The sequence below is a fragment of the Flavobacterium sp. SM2513 genome (genome assembly GCF_050908145.1).
Taxonomy (GTDB): Bacteria; Bacteroidota; Bacteroidia; order Flavobacteriales; family Flavobacteriaceae; genus Flavobacterium.
The window spans coordinates 1430664-1449193 of record NZ_CP194228.1 but is presented as its reverse complement, the minus strand read 5'-3'; the positions used below and the strand labels follow the sequence as shown (position 1 = coordinate 1449193).

Sequence of the window (18530 nt, the reverse complement as noted above, 5' to 3'; positions counted from 1 at the left end):
CTCCATTTGAAAACAACTACTGCAAAAATATCATTATTTATTCTAATAGGAATTATTATTTCGGCTTGCGATGCTGTGAAGCGTGTTCCAGAGAATCAATTGCTTCTGACCAAAAACATAATTATGGTGGATGGTGAGAAAGAAAAAAAGAGTGAGATTGAAGAATTACTTTATCAACAGCCCAATACCCGCGTTTTAGGCTTGCCTTTAGGATTGTACGTTTATAATTGGGCAAAGCCGAACCATGACTCCATTTACAAAGCCGAATTATTAGCAAATCCAAAGAAGTTGCAGAGACAAACCCGATTGCTTTCTGCAAAACAAGTACAGCGAAAAGGAAAATCATTCCTGTATTCCGGAATCCATAACTTTCTCAAAAAAACAGGTGAAGCTCCTGTAATTGTTGAAAACACAAGAAATATAAAATCAGCTTTGCGACTGAAATCACATTATTTTAATCAAGGTTTTTTTGATGCCGAAACTAGTTTTACCATTGATACTTTGAAAGGAAAAAAAGCACATGTGAATTTTACAGTGAACAAAGGAAAAATGTCAAGAATTGATTCCCTATCAACAACTATTTTATCTGAAGATGTAGATTCCTTGTACCAAACACATAAAAATGCATCGTTTCTAAAGAAAGGTGATCAATTTAAGTCAGAAAATTTTGATTTGGAACGGGATCGTCTAACGAATTTATTCAGAAATAACGGCGTATTCTTCATTCAACAAAGTGACCTTAATTATACGATTGACACAGTTGACACAAATCATAAAACCAATATTGAACTCGTAATTAAGGAAGAAGCACTGCGAGAAGGCGACTCAACTTATACCCGTAAATTCAACATCTACAAAATTAGTGAAGTTAATATTTATACAGATTATCCTGAAAAAAGCGACATAAAGCAACCGCAAGATTCAGTAACTTACAATAATTTTAATTTATACAGCTACAAGAAAATAAAGTACAGACCGAAGGCGATTACAGACGCTGTTTTTATTACTCCGGGATATACGTATGCTGATTTTTTAACTAATTTGACCCGTCGTTCGTTAAGTAATTTAAAGGTGTTTAATGCACCGTCTATTCAGTATAAAATTGACCAGAGAGACAGTTTACAGAATTCGTTGATTGCCAATATTTATCTTTCGCCAAGAGACAAGTACAGTTTTGGATATTCACTGGATTTCACGCATTCCAACATTCAGGATTTTGGAATTGAAGCTTCCACCTCATTTACAATTAGAAACATTTTCAATGGTGCTGAGACTTTAGATATTGCATTGAGAGGAAATATTGGTTCGAGTCGTGATTTTGCCAATCCGAACAATCAATTTTTCAACGTTTCTGAATATGGAATTGACACCCGATTAAATTTTCCGAGAATTTTAATGCCTTTCAATACTGATAAAATAATTCCGAAGCGAATGATTCCCTCTACCAATCTAAGTTTGGGATTTGCAAAACAGCAAAACATTGGTTTGGACAAAGAAAATTTCACAGGAGCTTTGACTTACACATGGAATCCAAAACGATTTAATAATGTGCGTTTTGATTTATTTAATGCACAATATGTCAATAATATTAATGTGGGAAATTATTTTAACGTGTATCGATCCTCTTTTAATGCGTTGAATAATTTAGCACAACAAATAAATTACATTGCAGCAGGAGAAAGTCTTGCTATTCCTACTGAAGCGGATACTTTTATTAATGCTGTTTTAACTAATCAGACATCGTTAGTTTCCTCAGATGCTGATTATAAAGAAGTGAGAAGTATTGACGAGCGACGAAGTCGATTGAGTGAAAACAATTTGATTGTCGCTTCCAGTTATACGTTTTCTAAAACGACCCAAAATGGATTGACCGATAATACTTTTTATTCTTTTAAAACTAAAATTGAATCGGCAGGAAATACACTTTCTTTGTTTGCGAATGCTTTCAAAACCATCGACGCCCAAACTTCTAAAAAAACAATTTTTGATGTTCAATATTCACAATATATAAAAGGAGAATTTGAGTATATCAAACATTGGAATATTTCTAGAGACCAAGTCTTAGCCGTTAGAGGTTTTTTCGGACTTGCCATTCCTTACGGCAATTCAACGTCCATTCCGTTTTCTAGAAGTTATTTTGCAGGAGGGTCTAATGATATTCGAGCTTGGCAACCTTATAGTTTAGGCCCGGGAAGTTCAGGTGCAATAAACGATTTTAACGAAGCCAATATGAAACTTACGGCAAGTGCTGAACTTCGATTTAAAGTTGTCAACAATTTTAAAGGTGCTCTTTTTATCGATGCCGGAAACATTTGGAACGTTTTAGACGATGTCACCGATAAGTCTGCCATTTTTGATGGCTTCAGTTCGTTAAATGATATTGCAGTAGGTTCAGGATTTGGTATTCGCTATGACTTTAGTTTTTTTGTAGTACGGCTTGATTTGGGTTTTAAAACCTATAATCCGTCAGACGAAATAGGAAAAAGATGGTTTAGAGACTATAACTTCTCCAACTCAGTTTTAAATATTGGTATTAATTACCCTTTCTAAATATAGAATTATTATTTTTGTATCCCGAAGTGTTGGGATTAACTTAAAAACATACAAAATGGCTCATACTATAAAACCCGGAGTTGCAACTGGCGATGAAGTTCAAGAAATTTTCAGATATGCAAAAGAAAAAGGATTCGCTTTACCAGCGGTAAACGTGACTGGTTCAAGTACAGTAAACGCTGTAATGGAAACCGCAGCAAAATTAAACGCGCCAGTAATCATCCAGTTTTCGAATGGAGGAGCGCAATTTAACGCAGGAAAAGGTTTGTCAAATGCGAACGAACAATCCGCTATTTTAGGTGGTGTTGCAGGAGCTTTGCACATTCACACTTTGGCGAAAGCCTATGGAGCAACTGTTATTTTGCATACTGATCATTGCGCGAAAAAATTATTGCCTTGGATTGATGGTTTGTTAGATGCTTCTGAAGAACATTTTGCTAAAACGGGAAAACCGCTTTACAGTTCACACATGATTGACTTATCTGAAGAACCAATTGAAGAAAATATCGAGCTTTGCAAAACCTATTTGGCTAGAATGTCAAAAATGGGAATGACATTGGAAATCGAACTTGGAATTACAGGTGGGGAAGAAGATGGTGTAGACAATTCTGACGTTGATAGTTCAAAATTATATACACAACCAGAAGAAGTAGCTTATGCTTACGAAGAATTGATGAAAATCAGTCCACGTTTTACCATTGCAGCAGCTTTTGGAAACGTTCACGGAGTTTACAAACCAGGGAATGTGAAATTGACTCCAAAGATTTTGAAAAACTCACAAGAGTATGTTCAAAAGAAATACGATACGATTGCTAACCCAATTGACTTTGTTTTTCACGGTGGTTCAGGTTCTACAGTAGAAGAAATTAGAGAAGCAATAGGTTATGGTGTAATCAAAATGAACATTGATACCGATATGCAATTTGCCTATACAGAAGGTGTTCGTGATTATATGGTTTCTAAAATTGATTATTTAAGAACACAAATCGGAAGCCCTGAGGGATCTGATTCTCCAAACAAAAAACACTACGACCCAAGAAAATGGGTTCGTGAAGGTGAAGTAACATTCAATACACGTTTAGAACAGGCTTTCGCCGATTTAAATAACGTTAATACATTATAGGAATCAGTATATTGTAGATTGTATATTGTAAAAAGTACAGTATACAGTCTACAATTTTACAATATACAACAAGAATATGGCTTGGTTTAAAAGAACAGAAAAAGGAATTACCACGGCAACGGAAGATAAAAAAGACGTTCCAAAAGGATTATGGTACAAATCGCCAACGGGTAAGATTGTAGATGCAGACGAATTAGAGCGTAATTTATATGTAAGTCCGGAAGATGATTTCCATGTAAGAATTGGAAGTAAAGAGTACTTTGAAATTCTGTTTGACAACAATAAATTTACAGAGCTTGACGCAAAATTAACGTCGAAAGACCCGTTGAATTTTGTGGATACCAAGAAATATTCCGACCGATTGAAAGAAGCACAGGACAAAACCAAGTTGAAAGACGCGGTACGAACGGCTGTTGGAAAATCAAAAGGAAACGATTTAGTAATTTGCTGTATGGACTTTGCTTTTATCGGTGGATCTATGGGTGCGGTTGTGGGAGAAAAAATTGCAAGAGGTATTGATTATTCCATTAAGAACAACATTCCGTTTGTGATGATTTCAAAATCGGGTGGTGCGCGAATGATGGAAGCGGCTTATTCGTTGATGCAATTGGCAAAAACTTCGGCAAAACTGGCTCAATTGGCGGAAGCTAAAATCCCTTACATTTCATTATGTACCGACCCAACAACGGGAGGAACTACGGCTTCTTACGCCATGCTGGGTGATATTAATATTTCTGAACCAGGCGCTTTAATTGGTTTTGCAGGTCCACGAGTGGTGAAAGATACCACAGGAAAAGATTTACCGGAAGGCTTTCAAACTTCGGAGTTTTTATTGGAACACGGTTTTCTGGATTTCATTACCCATAGAAAAGAGTTGAAAAACAAAATAAATTTATACCTCGATTTGATTTTGAATCAAGATGTAAGATAAAAACGAATCCTGATGAAAGTCAGGATTTTTTTTTGGTTAAATAACAATTCAAAAATAAAATAATTTTGAATTTCAAAATAATGTTTTGTTTTGCAAACTTTATATATCTTTGTAAAGTTCAAAAAGAAATAAAATGCGGATTGTTACTTTTAAAAGAATTCAAGAGTTTTCTGAAAATCATTCCGATGCTCAATCTGCTTTAACTATTTGGTATCATACAACAGTTTCAAAATCGTGGAAGAATTTATCCGAGATTAAATCCACTTTTAATTCGGTTGATTACGTTGGGAACAACAGATATGTATTTAATATAAAAGGAAACAATTACCGCTTGATTGCGATTATTTCTTTTAATGCACAAAAAGTGTACATCCGATTTATTGGAACACATGCAGACTATGACAAAATTGTTGACATCAAAAATATATAGATTTATGATTACTACCGAAAAAGAATATCAAGTTATTTTAGAACGTGTGGAAACACTTTTGCAAAATCCAGACAACATCGAAAATCAAGATGCGAAAGGCTATGTTGAATTGAATATTTTGTCGGATTTAGTGGCTGATTATGAAGAGGCTAATTATGCCGTACAAAAACCAACGCTTGTTGAAGTCCTGAAAACGCGTATGGCAGAAATGGAACTGAATCAGAAATTGCTTTCGGAACTTTTGGGCGTGAGTACGTCCCGAGTGAGCGAATATTTGACAGGAAAAAGTGAACCTACTTTGAAAGTGGCTCGAAACATCAGTAAGAAGTTGGGTATTGATGCTTCGATTGTTTTGGGGGTTTAAGAAGTTTTGGTTAGGTTAAAAAATTATGGGTACGAGCTTAAAGCTCGCACTAGCGTAGCTGCATGTAATGCTCGGATGAGCTGGGTAATTTATTTTTTAATTAGAACTCTTCGTAGAGCTGGCAAAAACTCCGCTAATATTTTAAAATAAATCTTCCACCTCTTTGTATTTTTCTTTTAGGTCATTAATGAGATTAAAAAAACCTTTTGAAACTCTTAAATCGGTATCTACTTCCGTCTGTATCATCTGAATTTTATTTTCTCCATACATCACACTGACATCCAAATATCCACTGTGCAAAATAAAGTTTCGTTCTACTAACAAACTTTTATAATCTAAATGATTAATGATTGCCTCCCTTATCCCTTTTAGAGTTTCTTCATCCGATTTAATTTTTACATACTTATTGATATTGTGTTCAATTTTTTTCGAAAGATAAATAGTGTCATTGTAATCAAAAACAATTAAGTTAGCATAGCTATTGTTTGTATAAATTATTGAATATCTCCTTATTTTTTCATTAGTTATAATCTCTTTTTTTTCAGACTTTGAACATGAAATAGTAATAAGAGAAAAAAGAATCCACATAATCTTAATATTTCTCATCTATATTTTCTTTAAAAAATTTATTAACCAGTTCATCATTCCTTAACTGAACCATAAGATTATCAAAATCAGTTGATATTTCTTCTTTGAAATTCAGTATTGTTGGGTAATTTGCAGAAAGTCTATTTGTAGATATCCCTAGATCAAATACTACATCATAACCTTCAATATGATTTTTTTGATTCAAAATAATTTCTTGTTTTAGTTGTCTATTAACTATTTTGACAAAAGATTGATATTTAACCGTGTCAGACTTAATGAAAAATTCATCCACAACTTTCCTATCTTTAAAAATCAATACACTTATTGAATCTTTATTAAATAATAAGAAAGATATAGAATTTAAATTGATTTTAATATCTATAGAATATTCCAATTCATTTTCGTTAAAAATATTGACCTCGTTGTATGAGCTATTTTGTTTTTCTTTTCCACAACCAATAAATAAAATCAATACAAACCAAATATATGCAAATCTAATCATACTAATGTTTCTTTTAATTCTCATCTGGTTTTCTTTCTTTATGCCAATTAGTACCCTGCTCTACGAAGTCTCCCGACTTCGCAGCGTCTAGTGCTTCAAATTCCATCTATCAAATATATTGTTTAATTTTTAATTTCTTTTTAATAATGTAAATGAGATTCCTACGGAATGACAAATTAGTACGGAAATAATTATAAAAAGCTTTTCTAAAACCGAAACCAAAAGAAAAACCAAGAATCCCAATAACCCCGACAGGAAGGAGCATCCTCGCTTTTTTTAAGCGAGATGCGGGAGGCCCCGAAGCGTCGAGGGCGGGAAAACGGAAACCAAAGAAACCCAAACGATTCGTTCCTAATTGGCATTAATTTAATAAAAACTATTGTCCTTATTATTTGCAATGTAGTGTAAACAAGTAGTATTTTTGCACGCTTAAACAACAACACAATGAGCACAACAAAAAGAATTAAATCGGCCTTAATTTCGGTGTTTTCGAAAGAGGGGTTGGAACCAATTGTTCGGAAACTACACGAACAAAATGTGACTTTTTACTCCACAGGTGGCACAGAAGAATTTATTAAAAACCTAGGTATTCCGGTGGTTGCCGTGGAAGATGTAACGAGTTATCCTTCGATTTTAGGAGGAAGAGTGAAAACCTTACACCCAAAAATTTTTGGCGGAATTTTAAACCGTCAAGATCACGAAGGTGATATCCAACAAATGGAAGAATTTGACATTCCGCAGATTGATTTAGTAATTGTAGACTTATATCCTTTTGAAAAAACAGTAGCTTCGGGAGCGGAAGAAAGTGATATTATTGAGAAAATTGACATTGGTGGAATTTCTTTAATTCGTGCTGCTGCAAAAAACTTCAAAGACACGGCTATCGTGGCTTCGGTAGATGAATATGCTACTTTGTTGGATATGATTACCGAGCAAAATGGTGCTACAACTTTAGAAAATAGAAAATTATTGGCTACAAAAGCCTTTCATACTTCGTCTCATTACGACACGACGATTTTTAATTATTTCAATAAAGAGGAAACTTTTTATAAAGAAAGTATTGCAAACGGACAAACCTTACGTTACGGAGAAAACCCACATCAGAAAGGATTTTTCTTTGGAGATTTTGATGCAATGTTCAAGAAATTACACGGAAAAGAATTGTCGTACAACAACTTGCTTGATGTGGATGCTGCGGTAAATTTGATTAACGAATTCAAAAACGACGGACCGACTTTTGCGATTTTGAAACACAATAATGCTTGTGGTTTAGCAAGTCGTTCTACAATTAGTGAAGCGTATAATGCGGCTTTGGCTTGCGACCCGACTTCGGCTTTTGGAGGCGTTTTAATTTCGAATGTGGAAATTGATTTGGCAACAGCCCAAGAAATAAACAAATTGTTTTGCGAAGTAGTTATTGCTCCATCTTATAATACTGAAGCGATTGTCGTTTTGCAAGAAAAGAAAAACCGAATTATATTGGTTCAAAATGAAGTGGCACTTCCGGCAAAACAAGTACGAACTTGCTTGAACGGATTGTTAATTCAAGACAGAAACACAATTACGGATACTAAAGACCATTTAAAAACCGTTACCACTACGGAACCTACTGCTGAACAAATAGAAGATTTATTATTTGCTTCGAAAGTGTGCAAAAACACCAAATCAAATACGATTGTGTTTGCAAAAAACGGCACGTTAATTGCTTCAGGGACCGGACAAACTTCTCGTGTAGATGCCCTAAATCAAGCAGTAGAAAAAGCGAAAAACTTTGGATTTAGCCTTGAAGGAGCTGCAATGGCAAGTGACGCTTTTTTCCCTTTCCCGGATTGTGTGGAATTGGCAAAAAATGCAGGAATAACTTCGGTAATTCAGCCTGGAGGTTCAATAAAAGACCAATTAAGTATTGATTATTGCAACGAAAATAAACTTGCAATGGTATTTACAGGCACACGTCATTTTAAACATTAATTTGTTTAACTTTGCACGTTCATTTATAATAACTTAAACCCCCAATAAAAGTATGGGATTTTTTGATTTCATGACCGAGGATATTGCAATTGACCTTGGAACCGCAAATACATTGATCATTCACAACGATAAAGTAGTGATTGACAGTCCGTCCATCGTAGCTCGAGACAGAATTTCGGGTAAAATAATTGCCGTTGGAAAGGAAGCCAATTTGATGCAGGGAAAAACCCATGAAAACATTAAGACCATACGTCCGTTGAAAGATGGGGTTATTGCTGACTTTGATGCTTCGGAGAAAATGATCAGTATGTTTATCAAAAGCATTCCTGCTTTAAAGAAAAGACTCTTCACTCCTGCTTTGCGAATGGTAGTTTGTATTCCTTCAGGAATTACAGAGGTGGAAATGCGTGCTGTAAAAGAGTCTTGCGAAAGAGTAAACGGTAAAGAAGTGTATTTGATTCACGAACCAATGGCTGCTGCAATCGGTATTGGTGTGGATATTATGCAACCAAAAGGAAACATGATTGTGGACATTGGAGGTGGAACGACAGAAATTGCCGTAATCGCTTTGGGTGGAATTGTGTGTGACAAATCAGTTAAAATTGCCGGTGACGTTTTTACAAACGACATCGTTTATTATATGCGAACACAACACAACTTGTTTGTGGGTGAAAGTACCGCAGAGAAAATCAAAATAGAAATTGGTGCTGCAATCGAAAATCTTGAAACACCACCAGACGACATGTCAGTTCAGGGACGAGATTTATTGACGGGAAAACCAAAACAAGTGGAAGTTTCTTACAGAGAAATTGCAAAAGCTTTAGACAAATCGATTCAGCGAATTGAAGATGCGGTTATGGAAACATTATCGCAAACGCCTCCTGAATTAGCTGCGGATATTTACAACACCGGTATTTATTTAGCTGGTGGTGGTTCGATGTTAAGAGGTTTAGACAAACGTATTTCGCAAAAAACAGATTTACCTGTTTATATTGCCGAAGATCCTTTACGAGCGGTAGTTCGAGGAACAGGAATGGCCTTAAAAAACCTTACCAAGTTTAGAAGTATTCTTATAAAATAATTGACTACAGAATTTAGAATATCCAAATTCCAGTAATTAATACTAATTTTTGGAATTTGGATTTTTGACTTTTATAATTTTTAATCATGCAGCAGATATTTAATTTTATATTTAAAAACAGCTATCGATTGCTGTTTTTGTTGCTATTGATTATTTCTATAAGTCTGACGATTCAAGCCCACTCTTTTCATAAAAGCAAAGTCATTAGTTCGGCAAATTTTTTATCTGGCGGTGTTTATTCGCAATTAAATTCAATTGATGAGTATTTCAGTCTTCGCTCTAGAAATGAGGAATTGGCTGGCGAAAATGCACGTTTGAAATCAATACTCTTTAATCGGAAAGATTCAATTGACATTGATAAAGTGGATACTATTCCTGGATTGAAACGCATCAATGTCATTGTTTCAAAAGTCATTCACAACACTTATAATTCTCCCGAAAACTATTTAACATTACACTCAGGCTCGAACCAAGGCGTTGAAACTGACATGGGTGTTATTAATGATTTAGGAATTGTAGGTATTATTGAAAAAGCATCTCCAAAATATGCAACAGTTTTAAGTGTATTGAATACAAAATCAAGAATCAATGCGAAATTTAAAAAGTCCAATCACTTTGGATCATTGGTTTGGAATGCAAAAAGCACCGGTTTTGTGCAGTTGATTGACGTACCTCGATTAGCTTCAACCGTTAGAAAAGGCGACACCATTGTTACAGGTGCTGAATCGCGCATTTTTCCGGAAAACATAAATATCGGAACGGTTTATAAAATTTATATTGACGACAAGACGAATTATTACACGATTGACGTAAAATTATTCAACGACATGACTAATTTAGGTCACGTGTATATTATTAAAAATAACGAACGAGAAGAATTATTGCAACTCGAAAACGAAACCCAGAAAAATGAATAGTGCTTTATTGACCAATATCGCTCGATTTATATTGTTGTTAATGTTGCAAATTGCCATTTTCAACAAGATGGACTTTTTGGGCTATATCAATCCGTATCCTTATATTTTATTCATCCTTTTGTATCCGGTAAATGGAAACAAATATGGACTGTTATTTTCTAGTTTTTTATTGGGAATTATAATGGATCTGTTTTGCAATTCAGGAGGAGTTCATGCAACAGCAGCGATTACTTTGGCGGCATTGCGACCTACTTTTTTCAAATTTTCATTTGGAGTAAGTTATGAATACCAAACGATTAGGATTAACGATAAATTAACGCCTGAGCGTTTTTCTTTTATTGCAATATCGGTTATTTCTCATCACTTTATCTTATTTTTGCTTGAAGCGTTCCGATTGAGTTTTGTACTTCAAGTGTTACTTCGAACTTTGTTCAGCACTTTGTTTACCATCATAATTTGCATTATACTAATCTATTTATTTAAGCCTACCCGACGATGAAAAAAGTCCTACTTCCAACAATCATCATAGTTTCTGCTCTTTTGATTCTGGCGCGACTTTTTTATTTGCAAATTGTAGACGAATCGCTAAAATTAAAATCAGACAACAACGCCATTAAGATTATCTATGACTATCCTGAACGCGGTTATATTTATGATAGAAATGGAACGTTAATTGTTGCCAACCAGCCTTCTTATGACATCTTGGTTACTCCAAAAGATGTCAAAAACATCGATACGCTTGAACTTTGTAAATTACTGAAAATCACAAAAGCTGATTTTATCAGAATTATAGAAAAAGCACGCGTTTACAGTCCACGGCTTCCTTCGGTGTTTTTACCTCAATTGAACAAAAGAGAATATGCTGCATTTCAAGAAAAGCAAAGAAAATTTGCTGGATTTGACATTGTAAAACGTTCTTTGAGAGATTATCAAACAACTGCTGGTTCTAATATTTTCGGATTTATAACGCAGGTGAATGATAATATTATTGAAAAAAATTCTTACTACAGAAGCGGTGATTTAATTGGTCGACAAGGTGTTGAACAAGAATACGAAAACATTTTAAGAGGAATTAAAGGTGTAAAATACCGTCAGCGAGATAAATTCAATAAAGATATTGGTTCTTATAAAGATGGGAAATTTGATACAATTGCCGTTCAAGGCGAAGATATTAAATTGACAATTGACATTGCTTTACAAGAATACGGAGAACAGTTAATGAAAGATAAACGCGGTGGAATTGTTGCTATCGAACCAAAGACAGGTGAAATTTTAGCATTAGTTACAGCACCTTCCTATGACCCTGCCATTATGGTAGGCCGTGAACGTTCCCGAAATTACACCCGACTATACAATGATTCGATTGCAAAGCCGCTATTTGACAGAGCGCTTTTAGGTGAATTTCCTCCTGGATCACCATTTAAAATCTTAACGGGATTAGTGGCTTTGCAAGAAGGTGTCATTGACGAGCAAACTACTTTTTTCTGTAATCATGGATTTAGTTACGGTCGTGGCCGATTTATGCGTTGTCACGGATCCGGACCGCATCAGTTGCACAACGGAATTTCTCAATCGTGTAATACTTATTTTGCAAATGCATTTATGTTGACCATAAATAAATATAAAAATCCAGCTCAAGCAGTTGATATATGGAGCGATCACATCAAAAGTTTCGGCTTAGGTCAATTTATGGGATACGATTTACCTACGGGAAAAAGAGGATTGATTCCTTCTTCCAAAATATACAAACGTATTTATCCTAATGGTGGCTGGCGAAGCACAACTATTATTTCTAATTCCATTGGACAAGGAGAAGTGTTGATGACTCCCATACAACTTGCCAACATGATGGCGGCCGTTGCCAATGAAGGGACTTATTTTACGCCTCACATTGTCAAAAAAATCAAAGACCATCGAATTGACGATAAATTCTTAAAGAAGCACATTACGACCATTAATCCCATGTATTTTAAACCCGTAATTGAAGGGTTATTTGCTGTTTACAATGGTGGAACTGCTTCTAACTTGCGAATTGAAGGAATCGATATTTGTGGAAAAACAGGAACTGCTGAAAATTATACTAAAATCAACGGAAAAAGGACACAACTTACAGACCATTCGATTTTTGTGGCATTTGCACCAAAAGACAATCCCAAAATAGCCATCGCTGTACTTGTTGAAAATGGTTATTATGGTGCGAGAAATGCAGGTCCTATTGCAAGTTTGATGATTGAAAAATACCTTCGGGGAACGATTTCTAGAAAAGACTTAGAAACAAAAATCTACAGCAACGATTTACAAAAAGAATATGCTAAATACATTAGTGGACAACCCTTTGGCATAAACGGAAAATAAAATGAAAAATCAAAGTACTCGAAGTAATATCGACTGGATGGTGGTAACACTTTACATCGTTTTGGTGGTTTTGGGCTGGCTAAACATTTACTCTGCGTCTCTGCCATTAGAAGAAACTTCTATCTTTGATTTGAGTCAGATTTACGGGAAACAAATGTTGTTTATCCTTTTGAGTATTCCACTAATTATCGTCATTCTTTCCATTGATGGTAAGTTTTTTGAAAAATTTTCAAGTGTTATTTTTATAGCTGCTTTACTATCTCTTGCAGGACTTTTTGTCTTTGGAAAAGAAATAAAAGGTCAAACCAACTGGTATTCTTTTGGCTCTTTTAGTTTACAACCTGCCGAGTTTGCTAAGTTTGCAACAGCTTTAGCGCTTTCCAAGTACTTAGGCGATGTTCAAGTTAATTTGACCATGTACAAATATCAGTTTCAGGCATTGGGAATTATTTTCTTACCTGTTTTACTGATAGTACCACACGACCCTGGAAGTGCGTTGATATTTAGTTCTCTAATTTTAGTATTGTACCGCGAAGGTTTACCACCATGGTATTTATGGACGGGGTTTATTGCAATTTTATTATTTATTTCCAGCTTACTTTTTGAGCCAATTTATATTGTTCTCGTAGCCCTTTTAATTGTCACATTACTTTATTTCCGAGCACGCCCTATCAATCGAAATATTGTTTTAAGCAGCATTATATTTGTTCTAGTTAGTGCATTTACCTTTTCAGTAAGCTATGTTTTTGATAATGTTTTTCAGCAACACCATAGAGACCGTTTCAATATTTTACTTGGAAAAGAGGTCGATATGAGAGGAATTGGTTACAACATCAATCAATCTAAAATTGCAATAGGCTCAGGCGGTTGGACAGGAAAAGGTTTTCTAGAAGGAACTCAAACTAAAGGAGGTTTCGTTCCCGAACAACATACCGATTATATTTTTACAACCGTTGGAGAAGAATGGGGTTTTGTAGGTTCTCTTTTTGTGATTTTCTTATTTATTACGCTTATTTTACGTATTCTATATTTGGCCGAACGCCAAAAAACCAAATTCAGCCGGGTTTACGGTTATTGTGTAGCCGCTATTTTATTCATTCACTTTTTTGTAAATACCGCAATGGTTCTGGGTCTTTTCCCAACTGTTGGAGTTCCGCTACCGATGTTTTCTTACGGAGGTTCCGGACTATTAGCTTTTACTATATTGATATTTATTTTTGTAAAAATGGATGCTAATAAAGTAAATGAGTGGTAGACTTCAAACCTTAATTTCACTTTCTTAACCATTTGTAAATTGTATATTTGCCACTTATTTTGTTCCAAATGAAAAACAACATCAACGGATTTTCGAAACTTTCGAAAGAGAAAAAAATAGATTGGATTGCTCAAAACTATTTCTCAGAACCTGAAAAAGCAACCCAACTTATCAAAAGTTATTGGAATGCCGATACAAAACTGCAACAACTTCACGATGATTTTATCGAAAATACCATTACCAACTTTTATTTACCATTAGGACTTTCACCCAATTTTTTGATAAATGGAAAATACTATACCGTTCCAATGGTGATTGAAGAAAGCTCAGTCGTTGCCGCTGCATCTAAATCTGCAAAATATTGGTCAGAAAGAGGTGGATTTAAAACAACCGTTTTCAATACAGAGAAAATTGGTCAAGTTCATTTTATTTTCAACGGTGACAAATCAAAATTAGAAACTTTTTTTACCAAAATAAAAGCAAAATTCCACGAAGATACGAATGGCACAACTGCAAATATGCAAAAACGCGGTGGTGGAATTGTAGATATCGTATTAAAAGACAAAACGGCTGTACTAGAAAACTACTACCAATTACACGCTACTTTTCAGACGAAAGATTCCATGGGTGCCAATTTCATCAACTCGTGTTTAGAGCAATTTGCAAAAACATTGAAACGAGAAGCAGTCCATTATTCCGATTTTACTTCTGATGAAAAAGATATTGAAGTCATCATGAGTATTTTATCGAATTACGTGACCAATTGTATTGTTCGAGTAGAAGTATCGTGTCCAATTGCTGAACTAGCGGAGAAAAACATTCCCAATCCAAAAGAATTTGCAGAGAAAATGGTCAAAGCCATTCGTATTGCTGAAGTTGAACCGTACCGTGCCGTAACGCATAATAAAGGAATTATGAACGGAATTGACGCTGTTGTTCTAGCTACAGGAAATGATTTCCGTGCTGTTGAAGCTGGAATTCACGCGTATGCTTCAAAAGACGGTCAATATACCAGTTTATCACATGCTAAAATTGAAAATGATATTTTTAGTTATTGGATGGAAATTCCATTAGCATTAGGAACAGTTGGTGGATTGACGAGCTTGCATCCCTTAGTAAAATTGGCTCTAGAAATCCTCGAAAAACCTTCGGCTGCAGAATTGATGCAAATCGTTGCGGCAACAGGATTGGCACAAAATTTTGCCGCTTTACGTTCGTTAACTACGACTGGAATTCAAGAAGGACACATGAAAATGCATTTGGGAAATATAATCAACCCGTTTGAAGCTAACACTGAAGAACGACTGATAATCGAAAAACATTTTGAAAATAATACCGTTTCTCATTCTGCAGTAGTTACTTTTATTGAAAATTTACGCAAATAAAAACCATTTCATTGACGAAAAAATTTTACAGCAACGGAAAACTCTTGATTACTGGTGAATATTTAGTTCTTGATGGCGCTAAAGCATTCGCTGTTCCTACAAAAATGGGACAAGATTTAATTGTTGCTGAAACTCAAAAAATTGGTTTTATTCATTGGAAAAGTTTTGATTTTGATCAATCCGTTTGGTTTGAAAAGAATTTCGATACCGCAGAAATTATCTCTAATGAATTTGGAGAAGAAGAACAAAGCGTCGCTACTTTATTAAAGCAAATACTTTTTGAAGCCCACAAACTCAATCCTACTGTCTTAGTAAATAAAGGATTTTCGATTGAGACTAATCTTACTTTTCCTAAATTCTGGGGACTGGGTACCTCTTCTACTCTAATTAACAACATGGCTCAGTGGTTTGAAATAAATGCTTTTGAACTGCTGAAAAACAGTTTTGGAGGAAGTGGTTATGACATTGCAAATGCCCAAAATAATACACCGATAACGTATCAGCTACTAGACGGAAAACCGTTCGTTCAACAAGTTCAATTTCAAGCAGACTTCAAAGAAAATCTCTATTTTTTATATCTGAATCAAAAGCAAGATAGCAAAGCTGCAATTGCAATGTACTACTCTAAACAATATGCTATTCAAGAAGTAAAAGAGAATATTGAAGCAATTACCAATGAAATTTTAAAAGGAACAAATCAGGAGCGATTTGAATACCTACTACAACAACACGAAGCTTATATGAGTGCTGTTTTAGAAATGAAAACCGTTAAAGAGAAGTACTTTAGTGACTTTGAAGGAACCATTAAAAGTCTTGGAGCTTGGGGTGGCGATTTTGTTATGGTCGTTAGTAACTCTAATCCAAAAAACTATTTTGAATCAAAAGGTTTTAACACACTACTCCATTATCACGAAATGATATTATAAAAAAAATCCCGATATTAATCGGGATTTTTTTATGAACTAATAATAAATTTCTACTAGTAGAACGTAGGTCGATTGTCCTCAATATCAGCATTTTCTTTAAGAGCTGAAATTACTCTTCCTGGTGCTGAAGCACTTTGACCTTTTAATTGAGCTAGATATGGAGAGTAGTCTGTGATTGCCGGAGCTTTAACAGCGCTTTTTTGCATTACTACAAATACTGCTGAAACACCTTCAATTGGTGTTGAAACTTTATTTGGAGCTAAAGCAAAAGCAGTTGCAACCGCTCTTTGCTCTTGACCAAATCCAGGTAAAACAGCATTCTCAATTGTAACATCCATTGCGTTTTGAACCGTTACACCAGCTGATTTAGCCATAGCATCCAAAGTTGCACCTTTCAGTTTTTCTTTAATTAAAGCTACTTTTTTCTCTTTTTTCAAACGATTTTCAATCATCGGACGTGCTTGGTCGATTGCCATCAAACCTGCTTCATTTACTTTTACCAATTTAACGATTACGTTTCCTAAGTTTGGCACTTCGTAACGTTTTACATCACCTACTTCTGTCTTTTTATCGAAAGCCCATTTAACCATTTGTCTTTGGTTTTGAACCGTTCCAACATTTTCATCCATTGCATTCAACTTTACAGCAGGCACAACAGTTAAACCACTTGCTTTTGCTACTGCAGCAAAATCTTTTTCATTCGCTTCCATTTCGAAAGTTACTGCTTTGTTGTATACTTTATCCGTTGTAGCTTCAGAAGCTTCTATTCTTCTAGCAATTGTAGCTAAACGTACACCGTCTTGCTTATCTGTAACATTGATTATATGAAATCCGAATTCTGTTTCTACTAAACCAATTTTCCCAATTGGGTTGCTAAATACAAAATCATTGAATTTACCAGTCATTTGTCCTTTAGAGAAAAAACCTAAATCACCGCCTTGTTGTTTTGATGAATCGTCAGAATTTACCTGAGCCAACATTGCAAAAGAACTTGGATTAGCTTGAACTTGTGCGAAAATTTCATTTGCTTTAGCCTGAGCTTCTTCTTTTGTACGTGTGACAGCAGGATTCGCTCTCATAGCACCAGTATAAGCGATTAAGATGTGGCTTGCTTTTGCATTTACACCCGCTTCACGTCCTAAAGACTTACTTACAGCAAGGTAATCGTTGAACTTGTACGGTCCGTAAATTTCACCTTGAGGCAAGTTATACAATTGTTCTGCAAATTCAGCAGGCAAATCTTTCTTAGCTACGTAACTAGAATCGTAAGGAACATCTGAGTTCATATTTACAAATTCAGCATTCGTTCTTGTAGTTCTAAAACCTTGTAAAGTATCGTTGATTTTTGTATCATTATTGTACACTACATTTCCGTTCAACATTTGCTCTAAATCCGTTTTAACTTGAGCTTCATCATCAGTAGATGGTTTGTCTTCAATAACAACCATTTCTACTTCACGCGTTTCTTCTGCTTTGTATTTCTTCTCATTTTTACGCATAAATGCTACGATTTCTTCGTCAGAAATTTTAACATCGCTATCTTTAATAGAGGAAAAAGGTACCGCTACAAAGTCTAAAGTAACTTTATTAGCACCCATTTCATATTTCATCTTCGCTTCAGCAGTTGTGCTGTAAACGCCCGATTTCACTAAAGAACTGTACATTTGAAATTTAGCATTCAAAGTCGCTTCTTTAATTCTAGCATTTAAATTTTCCTTTAAAGCTGGATTTTCATTAAAAAATGCATTGAATTTTGCGCTATCAAAAACTCCAGCTTCATTTAAGAAAGCAGGATTTTGACCAATGTCTTGACTTTGTTTCAAAACATCCATCACTTGCTCTTCGCTGACACGCAAACCAAGTTTTTCAAACTGAGCATTCATTAAAGAAATGGTAACTTCTTGTTCCCAAACTCTAGCTACTGCTTGTGAAGAAGTGGTACCTTGTCCACTTTTTTCAACAATATCTACTTTTGTTCTGAAATCGTCGTACGAAATTTCATCACCATTTACGCTTCCTACATCTCTTGGAGTACTTTGAAAACCGCCACTATTTACTACATCACCTACTACAAATGCTAATAAGCAAAAGCCTATTACAAGTATTAAAAGAAGTGAACGCTCTCTAATTTTTGATAAAACCGCCATTT

The 18530-nt window shown here is 34.9% G+C and carries 16 protein-coding genes; 13 read left to right on the top strand and 3 right to left on the bottom strand.

The window, feature by feature from the left end:
- Positions 1-6 precede the first annotated feature (6 nt).
- The 5 genes from ACQ5J2_RS05700 to ACQ5J2_RS05680 all read left to right on the top strand — a co-directional run bounded on the left by ACQ5J2_RS05700 (position 7) and on the right by ACQ5J2_RS05680 (position 5401).
- The gene (locus tag ACQ5J2_RS05700; protein WP_432672769.1) at positions 7-2550 is read left to right on the top strand and encodes a BamA/TamA family outer membrane protein; all 2544 of its coding nucleotides are present in this window, start codon (positions 7-9) and stop codon (positions 2548-2550) included.
- Between the two features lie 58 nt (positions 2551-2608).
- The gene (gene fbaA / locus ACQ5J2_RS05695) at positions 2609-3676 is read left to right on the top strand and encodes a class II fructose-bisphosphate aldolase (protein ID WP_432672768.1); all 1068 of its coding nucleotides are present in this window, start codon (positions 2609-2611) and stop codon (positions 3674-3676) included.
- Positions 3677-3752: 76 nt separating this feature from the next.
- The gene (gene accD / locus ACQ5J2_RS05690; protein WP_432672767.1) at positions 3753-4607 is read left to right on the top strand and encodes an acetyl-CoA carboxylase, carboxyltransferase subunit beta; all 855 of its coding nucleotides are present in this window, start codon (positions 3753-3755) and stop codon (positions 4605-4607) included.
- A 133-nt stretch (positions 4608-4740) separates the two neighbouring features.
- On the top strand, positions 4741-5037 hold the full coding sequence (locus ACQ5J2_RS05685; RefSeq protein WP_432672766.1) for a type II toxin-antitoxin system HigB family toxin: 297 nt from the start codon (positions 4741-4743) through the stop codon (positions 5035-5037).
- Positions 5038-5041: 4 nt separating this feature from the next.
- Positions 5042-5401, top strand: coding sequence for a helix-turn-helix domain-containing protein (locus ACQ5J2_RS05680; protein WP_432672765.1), 360 nt, complete (start codon positions 5042-5044; stop codon positions 5399-5401).
- 141 nt (positions 5402-5542) lie between these two features.
- Here the strand turns inward: ACQ5J2_RS05680 and ACQ5J2_RS05675 are convergent, their stop codons facing one another.
- Positions 5543-6007, bottom strand: coding sequence for a hypothetical protein (locus ACQ5J2_RS05675; protein WP_432672764.1), 465 nt, complete (start codon positions 6005-6007; stop codon positions 5543-5545).
- Complete coding sequence (locus tag ACQ5J2_RS05670) at positions 5994-6491, bottom strand: hypothetical protein (RefSeq protein ID WP_432672763.1); 498 nt, start codon at positions 6489-6491, stop codon at positions 5994-5996. Before ACQ5J2_RS05670 ends, ACQ5J2_RS05675 begins: the two co-directional genes overlap by 14 nt.
- A 444-nt stretch (positions 6492-6935) precedes the next feature.
- On the opposite strand from ACQ5J2_RS05670, the gene purH reads away from it, so the two are divergent.
- The 8 genes from purH (at position 6936) to ACQ5J2_RS05630 (ending at position 16381) form a co-directional block, all read left to right on the top strand.
- The gene (gene purH, locus ACQ5J2_RS05665; RefSeq protein ID WP_432672762.1) at positions 6936-8462 is read left to right on the top strand and encodes a bifunctional phosphoribosylaminoimidazolecarboxamide formyltransferase/IMP cyclohydrolase; all 1527 of its coding nucleotides are present in this window, start codon (positions 6936-6938) and stop codon (positions 8460-8462) included.
- Positions 8463-8514: 52 nt separating this feature from the next.
- Positions 8515-9543 carry a rod shape-determining protein gene (locus ACQ5J2_RS05660; RefSeq protein WP_432672761.1) on the top strand — a complete coding sequence of 343 codons (1029 nt, stop codon included), beginning with the start codon at positions 8515-8517 and terminating at the stop codon, positions 9541-9543.
- 86 nt (positions 9544-9629) lie between these two features.
- A complete protein-coding gene (gene mreC / locus ACQ5J2_RS05655) occupies positions 9630-10460 on the top strand; it encodes a rod shape-determining protein MreC (protein WP_432672760.1) in 831 nt (276 codons plus the stop codon).
- On the top strand, positions 10453-10959 hold the full coding sequence (locus ACQ5J2_RS05650) for a rod shape-determining protein MreD (RefSeq protein WP_432672759.1): 507 nt from the start codon (positions 10453-10455) through the stop codon (positions 10957-10959). Before mreC ends, ACQ5J2_RS05650 begins: the two co-directional genes overlap by 8 nt.
- On the top strand, positions 10956-12815 hold the full coding sequence (mrdA, locus tag ACQ5J2_RS05645; RefSeq protein WP_432672758.1) for a penicillin-binding protein 2: 1860 nt from the start codon (positions 10956-10958) through the stop codon (positions 12813-12815). The genes ACQ5J2_RS05650 and mrdA overlap by 4 nt, the downstream gene beginning before the upstream one ends.
- Position 12816: 1 nt before the next feature.
- Entirely contained in the window at positions 12817-14070 is a 1254-nt protein-coding gene (gene rodA, locus ACQ5J2_RS05640; protein WP_432672757.1) for a rod shape-determining protein RodA, read from the top strand.
- A gap of 68 nt (positions 14071-14138) precedes the next feature.
- On the top strand, positions 14139-15455 hold the full coding sequence (locus tag ACQ5J2_RS05635; RefSeq protein ID WP_432672756.1) for a hydroxymethylglutaryl-CoA reductase, degradative: 1317 nt from the start codon (positions 14139-14141) through the stop codon (positions 15453-15455).
- 11 nt (positions 15456-15466) lie between these two features.
- Positions 15467-16381, top strand: coding sequence for a GYDIA family GHMP kinase (locus ACQ5J2_RS05630; protein ID WP_432672755.1), 915 nt, complete (start codon positions 15467-15469; stop codon positions 16379-16381).
- 53 nt (positions 16382-16434) lie between these two features.
- On the opposite strand, the gene ACQ5J2_RS05625 is transcribed toward ACQ5J2_RS05630, so the two are convergent.
- Positions 16435-18528 carry a peptidylprolyl isomerase gene (locus ACQ5J2_RS05625; RefSeq protein ID WP_432672754.1) on the bottom strand — a complete coding sequence of 698 codons (2094 nt, stop codon included), beginning with the start codon at positions 18526-18528 and terminating at the stop codon, positions 16435-16437.
- Positions 18529-18530 lie beyond the last annotated feature (2 nt).

Excerpts from the sequence above, each read along its gene's own strand:
- accD (WP_432672767.1), top strand. The coding sequence starts at position 3,753 with ATGGCTTGGTTTAAAAGAACAGAAAAAGGAATTACCACGGCAACGGAA.
- ACQ5J2_RS05680 (WP_432672765.1), top strand. The coding sequence starts at position 5,042 with ATGATTACTACCGAAAAAGAATATCAAGTTATTTTAGAACGTGTGGAA.
- ACQ5J2_RS05670 (WP_432672763.1), bottom strand. The coding sequence starts at position 6,491 with ATGATTAGATTTGCATATATTTGGTTTGTATTGATTTTATTTATTGGT.
- mreC (WP_432672760.1), top strand. The coding sequence starts at position 9,630 with ATGCAGCAGATATTTAATTTTATATTTAAAAACAGCTATCGATTGCTG.
- rodA (WP_432672757.1), top strand. The coding sequence starts at position 12,817 with ATGAAAAATCAAAGTACTCGAAGTAATATCGACTGGATGGTGGTAACA.
- ACQ5J2_RS05675 (WP_432672764.1), bottom strand. The coding sequence starts at position 6,007 with ATGAGAAATATTAAGATTATGTGGATTCTTTTTTCTCTTATTACTATT.
- ACQ5J2_RS05660 (WP_432672761.1), top strand. The coding sequence starts at position 8,515 with ATGGGATTTTTTGATTTCATGACCGAGGATATTGCAATTGACCTTGGA.
- ACQ5J2_RS05635 (WP_432672756.1), top strand. The coding sequence starts at position 14,139 with ATGAAAAACAACATCAACGGATTTTCGAAACTTTCGAAAGAGAAAAAA.
- ACQ5J2_RS05650 (WP_432672759.1), top strand. The coding sequence starts at position 10,453 with ATGAATAGTGCTTTATTGACCAATATCGCTCGATTTATATTGTTGTTA.
- ACQ5J2_RS05625 (WP_432672754.1), bottom strand. The coding sequence starts at position 18,528 with ATGGCGGTTTTATCAAAAATTAGAGAGCGTTCACTTCTTTTAATACTT.
- purH (WP_432672762.1), top strand. The coding sequence starts at position 6,936 with ATGAGCACAACAAAAAGAATTAAATCGGCCTTAATTTCGGTGTTTTCG.
- fbaA (WP_432672768.1), top strand. The coding sequence starts at position 2,609 with ATGGCTCATACTATAAAACCCGGAGTTGCAACTGGCGATGAAGTTCAA.
- mrdA (WP_432672758.1), top strand. The coding sequence starts at position 10,956 with ATGAAAAAAGTCCTACTTCCAACAATCATCATAGTTTCTGCTCTTTTG.
- ACQ5J2_RS05685 (WP_432672766.1), top strand. The coding sequence starts at position 4,741 with ATGCGGATTGTTACTTTTAAAAGAATTCAAGAGTTTTCTGAAAATCAT.